The following is a 16,129-nucleotide window of genomic DNA, read 5'->3' as shown; positions in this document are numbered from 1 at the left end:
CGGCCGCATGTCGATCACGTTGTGTTTCAGCCGGAATAAACCGGACAGAGCGCGCGTTACGTCCTCATACGATGGCGGGTAAGGCAAAAGGGATGTTTGTCCCTTCGTTGATGCCGCCAGAATGGCTGCGGCCCGTTCTGGCCTTAACTCAAAGGAGTCCAGACATGAAAACGCACGCGCTTATCCTTGCCGCCACCGGTGCATCGCTCCTTGCCTTCACCGGCCTTGCCAAGGCGGACGACCATCTGTTCGATGCCCTTCAACATGGTCTCAGTCCTGACAGCCAGCCTTTCCAGACCAACAAGGCTGGTCATAGCGGCGATCTCGCGCCCGGGCAGGGCAGCCCGTTCACCGGTCACGATACACAGACGCCGGCCACCGACACGGAAGCGGCGAACGAACATGCGAACGTGAAGGAACGCCAGGCGAAATAGACTGGCAGAACCCGCCGCTAGGGGGCGGCGGGCGAGATCTATCGGGCGACGACCGCATACACCAGGCATTCTCAATTTGTCGCGAGTTTGAATACCGCGCCATAGTGATAGGGCGGCACATCAACCAGCTCGGCGAGCTTGAACCCGCTTGCTTCCACAGCCGCGGTGGTCTGTTCGGGTGACAGCCTCAGCTCGGTCTTCGGTCCGCGCGGCTCGCCCAGAACCGTGGTCTGCTCGCGCGGCTTCTGGTGCCAGTTGACGATGGCAAAACGACCGGCCCTGCCAAGCGTCGCCCGCACGGCGCGGGCAAGGCGCGGCCGGTCCGGAACGCCATGGAAAGCGTTGGCCATGAAGACGAAGTCGACGGGCCGGGGCACCAGCCCGGCAAGCTCATAGGCGTCGCCCGCCACAAACTCGCAATTGCTCGCGCCTCCGTCGGCCAGCCGCCGCCGGGCGACTTCGAGCAGATCGGCATCGATGTCGATGGCGATGACCTGACGAACGACCCTGGCCATTGGCAGCGTGAACCAGCCGTCGCCGCAGCAGAGATCGACCACATCCATGCCGGGCTTCATTCCCACCGCCGTCAACACCCCGGCAGGGTCGGGCCACAACGCCTCCCACCAGCCGCCGGTCGGCATCTCGGTGCCCTGAAACAAGCCGGGAATGGTGCTGGTCATGGCCTGGTCGGCTCCGTTGTCGCGACCGCGTTTGATCCGTGCCCTCGAGCTTAACGCACCCATGACCCGTCGAGGAGCCTGAAGCTGAAAATGTCTGCTAACGAAAAAGGCCGGCGTTGCGCCGGCCTTTTTGATGGGGTTTAGGATGCCGGCTCAGCCGACGATTTCGGTGTCCGAGAACCAGTATTTGATCTCCTGCGCGGCGGTTTCCGGCGCATCGGAACCATGCACGGAATTCTCGCCGATCGACAGCGCATGCAGCTTGCGGATGGTGCCTTCGGCGGCGCTCGCCGGATTGGTGGCGCCCATCACTTCGCGGTTCTTGGCGATGGCATTCTCGCCTTCCAGCACCTGCACGATGGTCGGGCCCGACGACATCGACTCGACCAGCTCGCCGAAGAACGGACGCTCCTTGTGGACGGCATAGAAACCTTCCGCCTCGCGGCGGCTCATCCACACCCGGCGCGAAGCGACCACGCGCAGACCGGCATCTTCCAGTATCTTGGTAATGGCGCCGGTGAGATTGCGGCGGGTCGCGTCCGGCTTGATCATGGAAAAGGTGCGTTCGAGCGCCATGGGATCGTCCTTGTGATGGAGAGTGGAATTGAGGGTGGCGGGCTCTATACAAGCCGCCCGCCGGCTTGCCAAGGGGAGGTGGGCGCACAGCGCGTCGCCGTCAGCCAGACCCAATGTGTCATAGCTCTATCTCGATCGTCAGGTTGGCCGTGTCGCCAGCCCTAAGGCCTTCGCGGACCCGCACCGCCGTCTTGATCGGCAAGAGCAGGCTGCCGGATTTCTTGTCGGGAAACAGCGATGTCCGCCATCTGGTCTGGCCGATGACGGCTTCCACGCCAAGCGAGCCCCAGGGCCTTGCCATCCCCACCATCGCCGTCTTGATCCAGGCTCCAGGTTCCAGCGGCAGCGTCACGAAATGCCAGCCGCCCTTTCCCGGATAGACCCAGATCTCGGCCTGCACCTCGCAGCGAAACATTCTATGCCCTTCCTCAGGTCAAGGCCGTCACGACTGGCTTTGCCTTGGTCTCTCGTCGGCGATGCTGACGATCGGCGAAACCTCCATGACATCCATTCTGCCCTGCAGGGGAGGAGTCATTCTCCCCTGCAAAGAGAATGGCTTCCCTGCAAAGAGAATGGCTTTCCTGCAACGAGAATGGCAGCGGGCCGTTGCACTACCGTTTTATCACGATCGAAGCGCGCCGGACTTCCCAGCCTTGCCGTTCCAGTTCCGGCACGCTGTGTTCCTCGCTTGGATAGCCGACGCAGAAATAGCCGATCAGCGTCCACTCCGGCGGTGCGTCCAGGATCGTCACCATCTCGGCCGGATCGAGGATCGAGACCCAGCCCATGCCTATTCCTTCGGCGCGCGCCGCCAGCCACATCGTGTGAACCGCCATGACAGCGGAATAGTCTATGGTGGCTGGCATGGTCAGGCGGCCGAGCCCATGCCCTTGCTCGGTTGTGCGGTCGGCGAAAACCGCAAGCTGGCAGGGCGCCTCATTCAGGCCGGCAAGCTTCAGGCGCCCATAGAGCGCGGCGCGTTCACCGCAAAAATTTGCGAGTGCCTCCGCGTTGCAGCGCTCGAAGCATGCCCTAACGGCGGCGCGGCATGCTTCGCTCTCGACGATAACGAAGCGCCAGGGCTGGCTCAGCCCGACAGACGGCGCGGCGCTGGCAAGCTCGAGCAGCCGCTCCAGCGCCCCTTCGGGGAGCAGCGTCGGCTTGAACCGCCTGACGTCGCGTCGCCACAGGAAAAGATTGGCGAGCCCGGCGCGAAAGTCGGCCGGGAACTCTGGGCTTGCGGTCATGGCGCGCTGCCTCTGTTGTGATTGTCCGGTTCGCCGGACTTTCATCTTGTTTGCTTCGATCCGGGCAGTGATGAGGCGCTTCGAGCGACACGTCGTCTACCCGCATTGTCGCATTTCGCCGGGGCGGCAATTCTAATGCATGTCGCGCAAAAGTGTGCAGCGGTTTTGCGCTAACGACATGCATCAAAACAAGAACCTAAAGCGCATCGCATGAGGCCGGTCGAACGCGACGCGCTTTAGCCGAGGCCCGGCGACATTGCCGCCATCTGCGCCGTTGGACCTTGATCGGCAAACAAAACCCGCCTCGGCAAGCCGGGCGGGTCGTTGGAGCCAATTAGCACCATACCCAGATTAGTAGCATAGCTGCCGGCACAAAGCAAGAACAAAATGTGGCGCCGCTGTAAAACTGCCGATTTCAACTCTCAAGCGAGGCGAGCGCCGCCGGCGCGACGGTGCGGCCGAGGCCGCCATGCAGATCGAGGCATCGTTCGAACCATTGCGCCACGACGTCGCTATCGTCGAGCAGCCGGTAGGGCGTGGCGATGCGCGCCCATTGCAGCGCGCCGAAAACGATGTAGTCGGCAAATAGCGGCGACGGGCCGCCGATGAAGGGCTGATAGCCAAGCATCGAGCGGAGCGGCTCCAGCGAGGCCCGGAAGCTGGCGAGCCCAGCGTCGCGGGTGGTGTATACCGCCTCCAGGCGCTTGCCGAAGCGCTGCTCGCGGTTCTGCCGGAAATAGGCGGCGTTCGCCTCGTCCTGCATGGCGTGCAGGTCCAATATCGCAGCGGTGGTGACGTAGGGATGGATGGTCAGCTGCGACCAGCGTTCGATGAAGCGCGCCGTCGCCTTGCCGCCGTCGCCGGAAAACAATGTCGGCCGCTCGGGATAGGCCTCCTCGAGATAGAGCGCGATAGCGAAGGAATCGGCGACCACCGTCTCGCCGTCGCGGATCACCGGAACGAGCTTCGAGACGCCGCCTTCCACCTTCGGCACTTCGAGAAAACGGGTCGGCACGCTGGTGATGTCGAGCCCTTTGTGGGCCAGCGCAATCGCCGCCTTCCAGCAATGTGGGCTGAATGGGCGGGCGGCGTCGCGTCCGACAAGGTCGTAGAGCAGAATGGTCATTGGCGGCAGCGTCCTTGCAGTCTAACTATGCCCGAAACAGACCCACGCGAAACAGGGTCTCGCAGGTCGAGAGAAGAATGAAACAGCATTTCAGGATGTTTGCGGCCTACAATCAATGGGCCAATGGCCGCATCTACGATGCCGCCGCCGATCTCGACGAGGAAGAGTTCGACCGCAATATCGGCGTCTTCTTCGCATCGATGATGGGAACGCTCAACCACCTCCTGGCAGCCGACCGTATCTGGATGAAACGCTTCACCGGCGAGGGCGACGCGCCGGCAAGGCTCGACACGATCCTGCATCGCGCCTTGCCCGGCTTGCGGCTGGCGCGCGAGGCCGAGGACAAACGGATCATCGACTGGGTCGACGGCCTGAGCGACAAGGCGCTGTCGGGCCGCTTCTCCTACATGACCGTCTCGGATATGCGCACCGTCTCGCAGCGGCTGGCGCCGGCGCTCGACCACTTCTTCAACCACCAGACCCACCACCGCGGCCAGGCGCATGCGATCCTGACCATTCTGGGCAAGCCGAGCCTCGGACTGGACCTGACGATGTTCCAGCGCAGCGAGGAGGGCAGGGCATTCGCCTGAACCTGGGGCGGCTGGGGAAGCGGTGGATAGGGGACGATCTGCCGAGATTGCAAAACGCGCCAAAACATTTTATGGAGCGCACGGTCGTGAGGGCGGCCGCTTCAGCAGCATTCAGCAGCAACAGCGAGAATTGGCACGCATGCCCAATGAACCCTTGCGCCTTGTGGCGTTCTTCGCCGTGGTCCTGGCGCTTCTCAACTCCGGTTATTATTTCCACCAGGGCGACATTGTCGCGACCATCTATTTCATGATCGGCGCCATTCTTGTGACTGCGGTGACCCGGATGAGCATCAGAAGGCAGCTGATTTAGGATCTGCCGACCTAAAACCACCGACAACGGACCGCATCTCCGGCCGGCCATGATGACGAAGAGGTTGCGTCAGGCGGCGTAGCCGCCGAGGCCCCGGACGACCGGCTTGACCGAGACTGCCGGCTGGGCGGCCGGCCAGAGGATGCCGGCCGTCACGGCGAAGGTGATCAGGGCGTCGCGTGCCGCTTCGGCCGAGATCTCGCCGGCGCGTGCCGCCTCGCAGGCCTTTACCGCGGCGCCATAGCTCAGCCGCCGGCGCGAAGGCGGGAACTCGGTCAGGAACTCGTGCATCTCGGAGAACGAAGCGATCGTCCGCTTGTAGCCGGCGCCAACGGTTAGGGCGACCGGTGTGGAAAACGTCCTGTCGTGCATTCTGGCCTCTCGAATGGGCGGAGGTCACGGCGGACGCCGTTCTCCGGTCTGGGGGTCGGGCAGAAACGCGGATCACGGCGCGAGGTTCCATGTTGCCGTGATTTGTTTTTTTCGCTCGCCCGGGTGAGCAGCGCGCCGAGGCGGGTGCCTATTTCCACATGCCGCGCATGCGGGCGCCGAGGTCGACGCGCACCTGCGGCTGGCGGCGCGGATCGTCCCTGGCCTGGACGCTGGCCCACGCCACCTGCTCGAAGGCACCAAGGATCGGGCGCGGGATGAAGCGCGTGCGCGAGGCATAGACATGGCGGTCGCCGCGCGCCGCCTGGCCGTGGACGAAAAAACGCTGCGGCATCACCAAATGCAGGCTATCCTTGGCCCGCGTCATGGCCACGTAGAGCAGCCGCCGCTCCTCGTCGACGTCCTCCTTGCTGCCGACCCCTAGGTCGATCGGGATGCAGCCGTCGACGGTGTTGAGCACGAAGACGTTCTTCCACTCCTGGCCCTTGGCCGAATGGATGGTCGACAGGATCAGATAATCCTCGTCGCGGTGCGGAGGTCCGGCTTCGTCGCTGGTCGCGTCCGGCGGATCGAGCGTCAGCTCGGTGAGGAAGCGCTCGCGCGATCCATAGCCGGAGGCGATCTGCTCGAGCTGCAGGAGATCGGCCCGGCGCGTCGTCGCATCCTCGTGGATGCGTTCCAGATGCGGCTCGTACCAGAGCCTGACCTGCTCGATGTCGGCCGGCCATTTCTTTGCGCCGGCGCGCAGGCCGCAATAGAGCGCGACAAAGCCCGGCCAGTCGTCGGCGGCCCGCTGCGGCGGCCGGTAGCGCGCAAGCCCCATCGTCTCGTCGAGCGACGTCGCCATGGTCTCGACGATCGCATTGGCGGCCGAAGGGCCGATGCCGGGCAGAAGTTGCAGCACGCGAAAGCCGGCGACGCGGTCGCGCGGGTTTTCGGCAAAGCGCAGCACGGCCAGCACGTCCTTGACGTGGGCGGCATCGAGGAATTTCAGCCCGCCGAATTTGACGAAGGGGATGTTGCGGCGCGTCAGTTCGATCTCCAGCGGGCCGCTATGGTGCGAGGCGCGAAACAGCACGGCCTGCGCTTTGAGAACGGTACCGGCCTCGCGCTCGGTGAGTATCGCCTGGCAGACATAGCTCGCCTGCTCGATCTCGTCGCGCACGCTCACCAGCTTCGGCTTTTCCGCCGATTTGCGCTCCGACCAGAGATTTTTGGTGAAACGTTCCGACGCTTCGCCGATCACCGCATTGGCCGCCGCCAGGATCGTCTCGGTCGAGCGGTAGTTGCGCTCCAGCATGACGACCTCGGCCGGCTGCGCGAACTGCTTGGGAAAATCCAGGATATTGCGCACTTCCGCGGCGCGGAACGAATAGATCGACTGCGCGTCGTCGCCGACCACCGTCAGCCCCGATCCGTCGGGCTTGAGGGCCGTCAGGATCGAGGCCTGCAGCCGGTTGGTGTCCTGGTATTCATCGACCAGCACATGGTCGAAACGTGCACCCAGATGCGCGGCGATTTCCGGCTCGCCGGCCATCTGCGCCCAGTAGAGCAGCAGATCGTCGTAATCGAGCACGTTCTGCGCCTGCTTGGCCTCGACATATCTGGCGAATAATTGTTTCAGCTGTTCGGCCCAGCCGGCGCACCACGGGAACACCGAACCCAGCACCTCGCCGAGCGGCGCCTGTGCATTGACGGCACGCGAATAGATCGCAAGGCAGGTGCCCTTGGTCGGGAAGCGGGCTTCGGTCTTCGAAAACCCAAGCTCGTGGCGGGCGAGGTTCATCAGGTCGGCGGAATCCTCGCGGTCATGGATGGTGAAGGCGGGATCGAGACCGATCTCCAGCGCATAATCACGCAGCAGCCTGGCGCCGATACCGTGGAACGTGCCGGCCCAGCTCAGCGCATCGGTGATGACGGAAGCATCGCGGCCCAGCACCTCGCCGGCGATGCGCTCGACCCGCTTGGCCATTTCCGCCGCGGCACGGCGCGAAAATGTCATCAAAAGGATGCGGCGCGGATCGGCACCCCTAACGATCAGATGCGCGACCCGGTGCGCCAGCGTGTTGGTCTTGCCGGAGCCGGCGCCGGCAATCACCAGCAATGGCCCCGCGATCTTGCCGTCGCCGTGTTCGACGGCAAGCCGCTGCTCGGCGTTGAGCTTTGCCAGATAGGCCGGCTGGAAGGACGAATCACGGGCGGCGAGGTTCATCGCCCATCAAGCATCGTTTCCGCTTTGTTCGCAACGGTTTGCGGAGCCGGAATGGGGCTCGTGAACGAAGAAGCCTTGCGGGCAGGCCCGTTGACTAACGCCCGGGCTCGACGCCCATCCTTGCCGATTGCCGCCGCAGCGCCTCGCGATCGTCTTCTGGTGGCGGCAGCAGCAGCGGATCGAAATCGTCGGGCACCTCGTCGATCACTTTCTTGGCGACGCGATAGGCAACATAGACGATTGCCCCGGCGATAAGCAGACGGATCATGGCTTCCTCCATTGATTCTGGAGCAACCGGAGACGCGGCATTTTGTTCCCCGACTGCTCGGCGAATGCGGGAACGACACCGATCGCGCAACCAAATCGCCGACGCCTCGTTGTCGGGCGAGAGGAGACTGCGATGAAAAAGCGCTCAATCCTGCTGCTTGTGGCAGCGCTGACCGTTGCGGGTTGCGACAACAACATCCAGCCGACCAAGGCCCCTGGCGATACGGTCGAGCAGAATCCGCAGGTCGACAAGAATCCGGTGCCGAAGTCGACGACCGGCGGCGATCAGCCCGGCACGCCGCCGAAACAATGACCGCTTCAAATGGCGTCGGCGCCGGTCAAAAAAGGGTGGCCGGCGCCGCTTGGGAGGAAGCTGATGACGCCGGCCAGGCGGAGATCAGGCCCGCCGCACATCCAAGAATAGCCGAGTCTTTCCGCAGCGTCATGGTCCGATAGCGTACAAACGGCACGCCCTGTGGACAAACCTGCCGCCACGCCGGCGTTTGTTCATCACATGGTTTGTCTATCCCATGGAACAAACCCGGCTGCTGCGTGTTTGGGTGTCGATCGGACGCTCCCAAGGCCGCCGTTCACGAAAGAACCCGCTTTCCTTGTCCCCCCTCAGGATAGCGGGTTCTTTTTGCGTTTTGCGGGAAGTCGCGGTGCGCGGGGGTCGACGTCACCTGCTTGCCGGTTTTCGCGCCTTATGCGGCGAACCGGGGCTCAAGCCCTTGCGAAGCATGGTTGTCCCGTGCAAAAGCGCGGCCATGCTGATCATCAACGACCTTTCGCTCCGCATGGCCGGACGCCTGCTTCTCGACCATGCCTCGCTGACCTTGCCGGCCGGCAGCAAGGCTGGCCTTGTCGGCCGCAACGGCACCGGCAAGACGACCTTGTTCAAGGCGATCACCGGCGACCTCGCCTCCGAGACCGGCTCGATCAGTCTGCCCAAGAACACACGCATCGGCCAGGTCGCTCAGGAAGCGCCGGGCACCGAGGAGCCGCTGATCGAGATCGTGCTCAAGGCCGACCTTGAACGGAGTGCGCTGCTCGAAGAGGAAAAGACGGCGACCGATCCGCACCGCATCGCCGATATCCATATGCGGCTGGCCGATATCGATGCGCACTCGGCCGAGTCACGCGCCGCCACCATTCTCGCCGGCCTCGGCTTCGACGACGCCGCACAACGGCGCCCGGCCTCGTCCTTCTCCGGCGGCTGGCGCATGCGCGTCGCGCTGGCCGCGGTGCTGTTTGCCGAGCCCGATCTGCTGCTGCTCGACGAGCCGACCAATTATCTTGATCTCGAAGGCACGCTGTGGCTGGAAAACTACGTGTCGAAATACCCGCACACTGTGCTGCTGATTTCGCACGACCGCGACCTGCTCAACCGAGCCGTCAATTCGATCGTCCATCTCGACCAGAAGAAGCTGACGTTCTGGCGCGGCGGCTACGATCAGTTCGAGCGCCAATATACCGAGCAGCGCGAATTGCAGGAGAAGGGCCGCGTGAAGCAGGAAGCCGCGCGCAAGCACATGGAATCCTTCGTCGAGCGCTTCCGCGCCAAGGCGTCGAAGGCGAGGCAGGCGCAGTCGCGCATCAAGGCGCTGGAGAAGATGAAGCCGATCGCCGCGATTGTGAACGACACGGTTCGGCCGTTCTCCTTTCCGGAGCCGGTGAAGACGGTGGCCTCGCCGATCATCGCGCTGAACAACGTCAATGTCGGCTATACCGAGGGTGCGCCGATCCTGAAGAAGATGACGCTGCGCGTCGATGCCGACGACCGCATCGCGCTGCTCGGCGCCAACGGCAACGGCAAGTCGACCTTCGCCAAGCTGTTGGCCGGCCGGCTGAAGCCGGAGACCGGCGGCATGACCGTGGCGCCCGGGCTGAAGGTGGCAATCTTCGCCCAGCACCAGCTCGACGACCTCAGGCCCGACGAAAACGCCTATGAGCATGTCCGCCGGCTGATGCCGGACGCGCCGGAATCCAAGGTGCGCGGCCGCGTCGCGCAGTTCGGCCTGACCACCGAAAAGATGAACACCGCCGCCAAAGACCTGTCCGGCGGCGAAAAGGCGCGGCTCCTGATGGGCCTGTCGGCCTTCGAGGGGCCGAACCTGTTCATCCTCGACGAGCCGACCAACCATCTCGACATCGACAGCCGTGAATCGCTGATCCATGCGCTGAACGATTTTCCCGGCGCCGTCATCCTGATCTCGCACGACCGCCATCTGCTCGAGGCGACCGCCGACCGGCTGTGGCTGGTCAAGGAGGGCGCGGTTAACCCGTATGACGGCGACCTCGAGGACTACAAGACGCTGGTCACCGGCGTCTCCGGCGACCGCCGCGGCAAGCGCGAGGCGGACAAAGCCTCGAAGGCCGACCGCCGCCGCGATGCAGCCGCGCGCCGCGCCGCTTTCGAGCCGCTGGCCAAGGAAATCCGCGCCACCGAAGCGCTGATGGACCGCCTCCGCAAGCGCATCGACCTGATCGAGGACGAACTCGCCAATCCGGCCGTCTACGAAAAGGACCCCTCGACCGCGACAAGGCTGGCCAAGGAACGCTCACAACTCGCGCAACAGCTGGCCGGCCACGAGGAGAAATGGCTGTCGATGTCGGCGGAGTACGAGGAAGGCACGGCGGAGTAGGACGATGTCGGCAAAACTGTGGATCGAAGCTGCCAAGGTTTTGGCCGTCAATTCCGGAGCTGTCGTAAAATGTCCTGAGTGTGGAGACGGCAATCTGCTGGTCATCGACGCCGGAGCCGGATCATCGCATGTCGAGCGCCACATACATTGCCCGAAATGCGGTGCCTACAACGCCTTGTTCAAGCGCATTGATGGCGTGTAACTGGCCCTACACGCCGCTATCACAACCGGCTAGTTTGCTCCCATGAATCAGCACGCCAAGCTCAAAATCGGCCATTCGGCCTGTCCGCATGATTGTCCCTCAACCTGCGCGCTCGAGGTCGAGTTGCTTGACGCCAGGCGTATCGGCCGCGTCCATGGCGCCAAGGCCAACAGCTACACGGCCGGCGTCATCTGCGCCAAGGTCGCCCGCTACGCCGACCGCGTCCATCATCCCGACCGCCTGCTGAAACCGCTGGTCCGGGCGGGCGCCAAGGGCGAGGGCGCCTGGAAGGAAGCGAGCTGGGAGGCCGCACTCGACCTTGTCGCCGAAAAGTTCATCGCGGCGGAGGCAAAATTCGGCTCGGAGACGGTCTGGCCCTATTACTATGCCGGCACGATGGGTCTGGTGCAGCGCGACGGCATCGAGCGGCTCAGGCATGCCAAGAAATACTCCGGCTTCTTCAGTTCGATCTGCACCAATCTGGCCTGGACCGGCTGGATGATGGGGGCAGGCGCACTGCGCGGCCCCGATCCGCGCGAGATGGCGAAGTCCGATTGCGTGGTGATCTGGGGCACCAACGCCGTGGTCACGCAGGTCAACGTCATGACCCACGCCATCAAGGCGCGCAAGGAACGCGGCGCCAAGATCGTCGTCATCGATGTTTACGAGAACGCGACGATGAAGCAGGCCGATCTCGGCCTGGTGCTGAAGCCCGGCACCGACGGCGCGCTGGCCTGCGCGGTGATGCACGTGCTGTTCCGTGACGGCATGGCCGACCGCGCTTATTTGGAAAAATACACCGACGACCCGCATGGTCTGGAAGCGCATCTTCAAACGAGGACGCCGCAATGGGCCGCTGATATCACCGGGCTTTCTGTCGACGAAATCGAGACCTTCGCCCGTCTCGTCGGCACGACGAACAAGACCTACTTCCGCCTCGGCTACGGGTTTTCGCGCCAGCGCAACGGTTCGGTCAACATGCACGCCGCAGCCTCGATCGCCGCGGTCACCGGCTGCTGGCAATATGAAGGCGGCGGCGCCTTCCATACCAATTCGGGCATCTTCAAGCTCAATCAGGAACTGCTCGAAGGCACGCGGATGCGCGACCCCGCGATCCGTCATCTCGACCATTCGCGCATCGGCCCGGTGCTGACCGGGGCTGAGGATGCGCTCTATGGGGGCCCGCCGGTGACGGCGCTGCTGATCCAGAACACCAATCCGGTCAATGTCGCGCCGGAGCAGCGGCTGGTGAAGCAGGGTTTTTTGCGCGACGATCTGTTCTCCTGCGTGCACGAGCAGTTCATGACCGACACCGCCAAGCTCGCCGATGTGGTGCTGCCGGCGACGATGTTTCTTGAGCATGACGACGTCTACAAGGGCGGCGGCAACCAGCACATCACGCTCGGGCCGAAGCTGATCGACCCGCCGGAAGGTCCGCGCACCAACCATTTCGTCATCGAGGAACTCGGCAAAAGACTCGGTGTCGCCGATCGCCCGGGCTTCGGCATGACCGAGCAGCAGCATATCGACGTCATTCTGGGCAAGCGCGGGCTGGGCAGCTTTTCGAGCCTGAAAGAGCAGAAATGGGTCGATTTGCAGCCGGATTTCGATGCCGCGCATTACCTCGACGGCTTCGGCCATGCCGACAAGAAGTTTCATTTTCGCGCCGACTGGACGGGCCAGGCGTCGCCCAATCGGCCACCGAAAAGCATGGGCCTGTTCGGGCCGGTGGCGAGCCTGCCGGAATTCCCCGACCATGTCGATCTGATCGAGGTGGCGGACGAGGCGCACCCGTTCCGGCTGACCACCTCGCCGGCGCGCAATTTCCTCAATTCGACCTTCACCGAAACGCCGGTGTCGCAGGCAAAAGAGCGCCGGCCGGAGCTGCTCTTGCATCCCGATGATGCGGCGGCACTCGGCGTCGCCGACGGCGGCCGCATCGAAGTCGGCAACCAGCGTGGCGAAGTGGTGCTGCACGCAAAACTGTTCGACGGCATCAAGCGCGGCGTGGTCATCGCCGAAGGCATCTGGCCGAACAGCGCCCATGAGCGCGGCGAGGGCATCAACGTGCTGACTGGCGCCGATGCGCCGGCGCCCTATGGCGGCGCCGCCTTCCACGACAACAAGGTCTGGCTGCGCCCGGCAACTTGAAGCGTTCGGAACGATATGTTCCTCCGGCCGTTTCGCATGGCGGGTGGAGGCATGGTCATGGCAGAAGCGTTGGCGGCGCCGGACCCCATCGGGCGAACGCTTTCGTCCGGCGAACTCGTAACCACGATGTCCCACTTCCATCGCGCCGAGATTGCGCGCATGGCTGGGTGGCGCGACCGCCTGGACCGGACGAGCAATTGGGCGATAACGGTTGTCGCGGCGATGCTGTCCGTCTCGCTTTCGACAGCCAGCGCTCACCATGGCGTGCTGCTGTTTGCCATGCTGCTTGTTCTGCTGCTGCTGTGGATCGAGGCGCGGCGATACCGCTTCTTCGACTTCTATCGGGCTCGCGTGCGCCAGTTCGAACGGCACTATTTCGCACAGGTATTCTCGCCGCAGCCGGATTTCGCGTCCGATTGGCTGTTGATCGTCGGCGAGAGCCTGCGCGCACCAAAATTCCTGATTTCGCAACGCGTGGCTTTGGCGCGCCGTCTGCGTCGGAATTACATCTACATGCTGCTGATCCTGCTGCTGGCCTGGATCCTCAAACTGTCGACCCCCAGCCTCTTAAACGAAGGCGTCCGCATCGGCTTCGTCGGGTCGATGCGTGAGGCCGTCGCCAGTGCTGCGCTGGGTCCAGTTCCTGGTGGCGCCATCGTCGTGCTGGTCGCCGTCCTCTATGCCGGCCTGCTGATGGCAGCCTACCTGACGGAGAGCGACGACGGCGAACTCTCCTTCGGTGACGTCCACGTCTAGCAATGCCCTGTCTAGCAACGCAACGGCCTGTCGCGCGTTGTGGGGCAGGTGCATTGGGCGATGGGGGTTTCATGGCTTGGCAGGCTCCGACACGTTCCAGCCTGGCGCTGTTGGTTTGTGCATTCGTCCCCGCAGGAGCGGCCCGGGCGGCGGAGACGCTTGTTGCCGGAACCAAGGCTTCGGGAATGGGCGGTTCGGGCGAAGGCGCTTTCGTTGCCGAGATCGTCCTGCTGCTGCTTGTCGGGCGCGGCCTGGGCGAAGTGCTGCAGCGCTATGGCCAGCCGGCAATCATGGGCCAACTGATCGGCGGCATCCTGCTCGGTCCTTCGCTGTTCGGCTGGCTATGGCCATCGGCTCAGCACCTGATCTTTCCCAGCGATCCTGCGCAAAAGGGCATGATCGACGCCGTCTCACAGCTCGGCATCCTGATGCTGCTTTTGCTGACCGGCATGGAGACGGACCTGCGGCTGGTGCGCCGGGTTGGCGCGGCCTGTTTTTCCATTTCGGCGACCGGCGTCGTGGTGCCCTTCATCTGCGGTTTCGCGCTGGCGCAGTTCCTGCCGGACGCATTGCTGTCTGACGCCACGCAACGCACCGTCGCCGGGCTGTTCCTGGGCACCGCGCTGTCGATCTCGTCGGTCAAGATCGTCGCCATGGTGGTGCGCGAGATGAACTTCATGCGCCGCAACCTCGGACAGGTGATTATTTCCTCGGCGATCATCGAGGACACGATCGGCTGGCTTATCATCGCCGTAACCTTCGGCATCGCCACCAATGGCAGGCTGCAGTTCGCGCCGCTGGTGACCACCATCGCCGCGGTGGCACTGTTCATGGTGTTCTCCTTCACCATTGGCCGCCGTCTTGTCTTCACCTTGATCCGCTGGACCAACGATCAATTCCACAGCGAGTTCGCTGTGATCACCATGATCCTCATCATCATGGGCGTGATGGCGCTGATCACCAATATGATAGGCGTGCATACGGTGCTGGGTGCGTTCGTCGCCGGTATCCTTGTCGGGGAATCGCCCATCCTCTCCAGCCATATCGAAGGCCAGCTGCGCGGCGTCATCACCGCGCTGTTCATGCCGATCTTCTTCGGCATGGCGGGGCTTTCCGCCGATCTCACAGTGCTTGCCGATCCGACGCTTGCCATGCTGACGGGCGCTCTGGTGGTTATCGCCAGCATCGGCAAGTTTGGCGGCGCGTTCATCGGCGCTAGGCTCGCCGCCATGTCGTTCAAGGGAGCAATCGCCGTGGGCAGCGCCATGAACGCGCGCGGCTCGACCGAGGTGATCGTCGCCAGCATCGGCCTGTCGATGAACATCCTGTCGCACAATCTCTTCACCATGATCGTCACCATGGCCGTGATCACCACGCTGGCCATGCCGCCGATGCTGCGCTGGGCGCTCGGCCGGCTGCCGGTTGGGCACGACGAGCAGCAGCGTGTCGAGCGCGAGGCGTTGGACGAATACGGCTTCATTTCCAGGCTGGAGCGGCTGCTGGTGCTGGTCGACGACAGCAGGATTGGCAAGTTCACTGCCCATCTCGCCGGACTGGTCGGCGGAGGCAGCGGCATGCCCACTACCTTGCTTCGCCTGCCCACCACCTTGCTTCAGCCGAAAGACGGCCGAATTGACAGGCCGAGCGACAGCAAGGGACAGGAGCGCGCCCTGCAGGAAATCAAGAAGGGTGCAAAGAAAAGCGCCCAGGCGGTAAAACGGATCGAAGATACGCTTGTCGGCAAATTCCACCTGACGGCCCGCACCGAGTTGGAAGCCACCGGTGAGACGATCGCCGAAGAGGCCCGCAAGGGATACGGCCTGTTGCTGGTCGGCCTTGACAATGTGCTGACCGCCGATGGCGCCTTCGCGCCGGCCCTCAACGACATTGCCGCAGGATTTGACGGCCCGCTTTGCCTGGTCCTGAACGGCGGCAATGCTGCCGAAAAGATGCCAACGCTGAAGGCCGGCACCAGCATTCTCGTCCCCGTCAACGGTACCCAGGTGGCGCGCCGCGCCGCCGACTTGGCGCTGGCGCTGGCCCGTCCAAACCGGGCGCGGATCAAGGTTCTCTACGTCTCGCAAAAAGCAGCCAAGGGGCGCAGGTCGACATCCGTGTCGCATAGCCGCGAAGAGGCCATGCTGAAAGACATCGCCGACTTGGCGGGCCGCTACGGCCTGCATATCGACACCGCGTTCCATACCCGCGTCACACCCGACAAGGCGATCACTAGGGAGGCGGCCAAAGGCGCGGCGATCGTCGTGATGGGTGTCACCCAACGTCCGGGTGAGGACCTGTTCTTCGGCGAAACCGCCGGCGCTGTTTTAGCCGCCTGCAACTGCCCCGTCGTGCTTCTGGCCAGCGCGCGGCCCAAGCATGACACCGCTGGCGCTGAGCTGGCAGCGTGATTTTTACTGGGCATTGATCGGTCGGCAGGCATGTCGATCGAGGCTCTGAAGCGCTGATCCAGCCAAACGTAAAATAGTTCGAACCGAACGGTTCGGTTCTGTTGACAGAGGATACAGGAATGGGTGAACGCCGGC

General features: G+C 63.7%; 17 protein-coding genes. 9 read left to right on the top strand and 8 right to left on the bottom strand.

Annotated elements, in window-relative coordinates; genetic code table 11:
* Positions 1–164: 164 nt before the first annotated feature.
* Positions 165–434: a hypothetical protein gene (locus X760_RS57590; protein WP_023719785.1), complete on the top strand. Its 270-nt coding sequence runs from the start codon at positions 165–167 to the stop codon at positions 432–434.
* Positions 435–505: 71 nt separating this feature from the next.
* Here X760_RS57590 and X760_RS57585 read toward each other — a convergent pair whose 3' ends face one another.
* From X760_RS57585 to X760_RS57565, 5 genes are all read right to left on the bottom strand, one after another.
* The gene (locus X760_RS57585) at positions 506–1,114 is read right to left on the bottom strand and encodes a class I SAM-dependent methyltransferase (protein ID WP_031194223.1); all 609 of its coding nucleotides are present in this window, start codon (positions 1,112–1,114) and stop codon (positions 506–508) included.
* 153 nt (positions 1,115–1,267) lie between these two features.
* Entirely contained in the window at positions 1,268–1,690 is a 423-nt protein-coding gene (ndk, locus tag X760_RS57580) for a nucleoside-diphosphate kinase (protein WP_023719783.1), read from the bottom strand.
* A 118-nt stretch (positions 1,691–1,808) separates the two neighbouring features.
* Positions 1,809–2,105 carry a DUF1905 domain-containing protein gene (locus X760_RS57575; RefSeq protein WP_023719782.1) on the bottom strand — a complete coding sequence of 99 codons (297 nt, stop codon included), beginning with the start codon at positions 2,103–2,105 and terminating at the stop codon, positions 1,809–1,811.
* A gap of 196 nt (positions 2,106–2,301) precedes the next feature.
* Positions 2,302–2,937 carry a 5,6-dimethylbenzimidazole synthase gene (bluB, locus tag X760_RS57570; protein ID WP_023719781.1) on the bottom strand — a complete coding sequence of 212 codons (636 nt, stop codon included), beginning with the start codon at positions 2,935–2,937 and terminating at the stop codon, positions 2,302–2,304.
* A gap of 415 nt (positions 2,938–3,352) precedes the next feature.
* Positions 3,353–4,063, bottom strand: a complete 711-nt coding sequence (locus tag X760_RS57565) for a glutathione S-transferase family protein (protein WP_023719780.1) — start codon at positions 4,061–4,063, stop codon at positions 3,353–3,355.
* A 77-nt stretch (positions 4,064–4,140) separates the two neighbouring features.
* On the opposite strand from X760_RS57565, the gene X760_RS57560 reads away from it, so the two are divergent.
* Together X760_RS57560 and X760_RS77245 are read left to right on the top strand one after the other, a co-directional pair.
* Positions 4,141–4,653, top strand: a complete 513-nt coding sequence (locus X760_RS57560) for a DinB family protein (RefSeq protein WP_023719779.1) — start codon at positions 4,141–4,143, stop codon at positions 4,651–4,653.
* 139 nt (positions 4,654–4,792) lie between these two features.
* A complete protein-coding gene (locus tag X760_RS77245; protein WP_023677663.1) occupies positions 4,793–4,963 on the top strand; it encodes a hypothetical protein in 171 nt (56 codons plus the stop codon).
* 69 nt (positions 4,964–5,032) lie between these two features.
* Here X760_RS77245 and X760_RS57555 read toward each other — a convergent pair whose 3' ends face one another.
* From X760_RS57555 to X760_RS77240, 3 genes are all read right to left on the bottom strand, one after another.
* The gene (locus X760_RS57555) at positions 5,033–5,335 is read right to left on the bottom strand and encodes a DUF982 domain-containing protein (RefSeq protein ID WP_023719778.1); all 303 of its coding nucleotides are present in this window, start codon (positions 5,333–5,335) and stop codon (positions 5,033–5,035) included.
* A gap of 148 nt (positions 5,336–5,483) precedes the next feature.
* Positions 5,484–7,565, bottom strand: a complete 2,082-nt coding sequence (locus X760_RS57550; RefSeq protein ID WP_023719777.1) for an ATP-dependent helicase — start codon at positions 7,563–7,565, stop codon at positions 5,484–5,486.
* A gap of 94 nt (positions 7,566–7,659) precedes the next feature.
* Positions 7,660–7,833, bottom strand: coding sequence for a hypothetical protein (locus X760_RS77240; RefSeq protein ID WP_023719776.1), 174 nt, complete (start codon positions 7,831–7,833; stop codon positions 7,660–7,662).
* A 132-nt stretch (positions 7,834–7,965) separates the two neighbouring features.
* Here X760_RS77240 and X760_RS57540 point away from each other — a divergent pair, with 132 nt between their 5' ends.
* The 6 genes from X760_RS57540 (at position 7,966) to X760_RS57515 (ending at position 15,994) form a co-directional block, all read left to right on the top strand.
* Positions 7,966–8,145, top strand: a complete 180-nt coding sequence (locus tag X760_RS57540) for a membrane lipoprotein lipid attachment site-containing protein (RefSeq protein ID WP_023719775.1) — start codon at positions 7,966–7,968, stop codon at positions 8,143–8,145.
* Between the two features lie 454 nt (positions 8,146–8,599).
* Positions 8,600–10,477, top strand: coding sequence for an ABC-F family ATP-binding cassette domain-containing protein (locus tag X760_RS57535; protein WP_023719773.1), 1,878 nt, complete (start codon positions 8,600–8,602; stop codon positions 10,475–10,477).
* 4 nt (positions 10,478–10,481) lie between these two features.
* The gene (locus X760_RS57530) at positions 10,482–10,679 is read left to right on the top strand and encodes a hypothetical protein (RefSeq protein ID WP_023719772.1); all 198 of its coding nucleotides are present in this window, start codon (positions 10,482–10,484) and stop codon (positions 10,677–10,679) included.
* A gap of 42 nt (positions 10,680–10,721) precedes the next feature.
* The gene (locus tag X760_RS57525; RefSeq protein WP_023719771.1) at positions 10,722–12,830 is read left to right on the top strand and encodes a molybdopterin oxidoreductase family protein; all 2,109 of its coding nucleotides are present in this window, start codon (positions 10,722–10,724) and stop codon (positions 12,828–12,830) included.
* A 57-nt stretch (positions 12,831–12,887) separates the two neighbouring features.
* Positions 12,888–13,586 carry a DUF2270 domain-containing protein gene (locus tag X760_RS57520; protein ID WP_023719770.1) on the top strand — a complete coding sequence of 233 codons (699 nt, stop codon included), beginning with the start codon at positions 12,888–12,890 and terminating at the stop codon, positions 13,584–13,586.
* A 71-nt stretch (positions 13,587–13,657) separates the two neighbouring features.
* Positions 13,658–15,994: a cation:proton antiporter gene (locus tag X760_RS57515; RefSeq protein ID WP_023719769.1), complete on the top strand. Its 2,337-nt coding sequence runs from the start codon at positions 13,658–13,660 to the stop codon at positions 15,992–15,994.
* Positions 15,995–16,129 lie beyond the last annotated feature (135 nt).

It is taken from the genome of Mesorhizobium sp. LSHC420B00 (assembly GCF_000503055.1).
Lineage (GTDB): Bacteria > Pseudomonadota > Alphaproteobacteria > Rhizobiales > Rhizobiaceae > Mesorhizobium.
The sequence above is the reverse complement of the archived record's forward strand: the minus strand, read 5'-3'. Positions and strand labels throughout refer to the sequence as shown.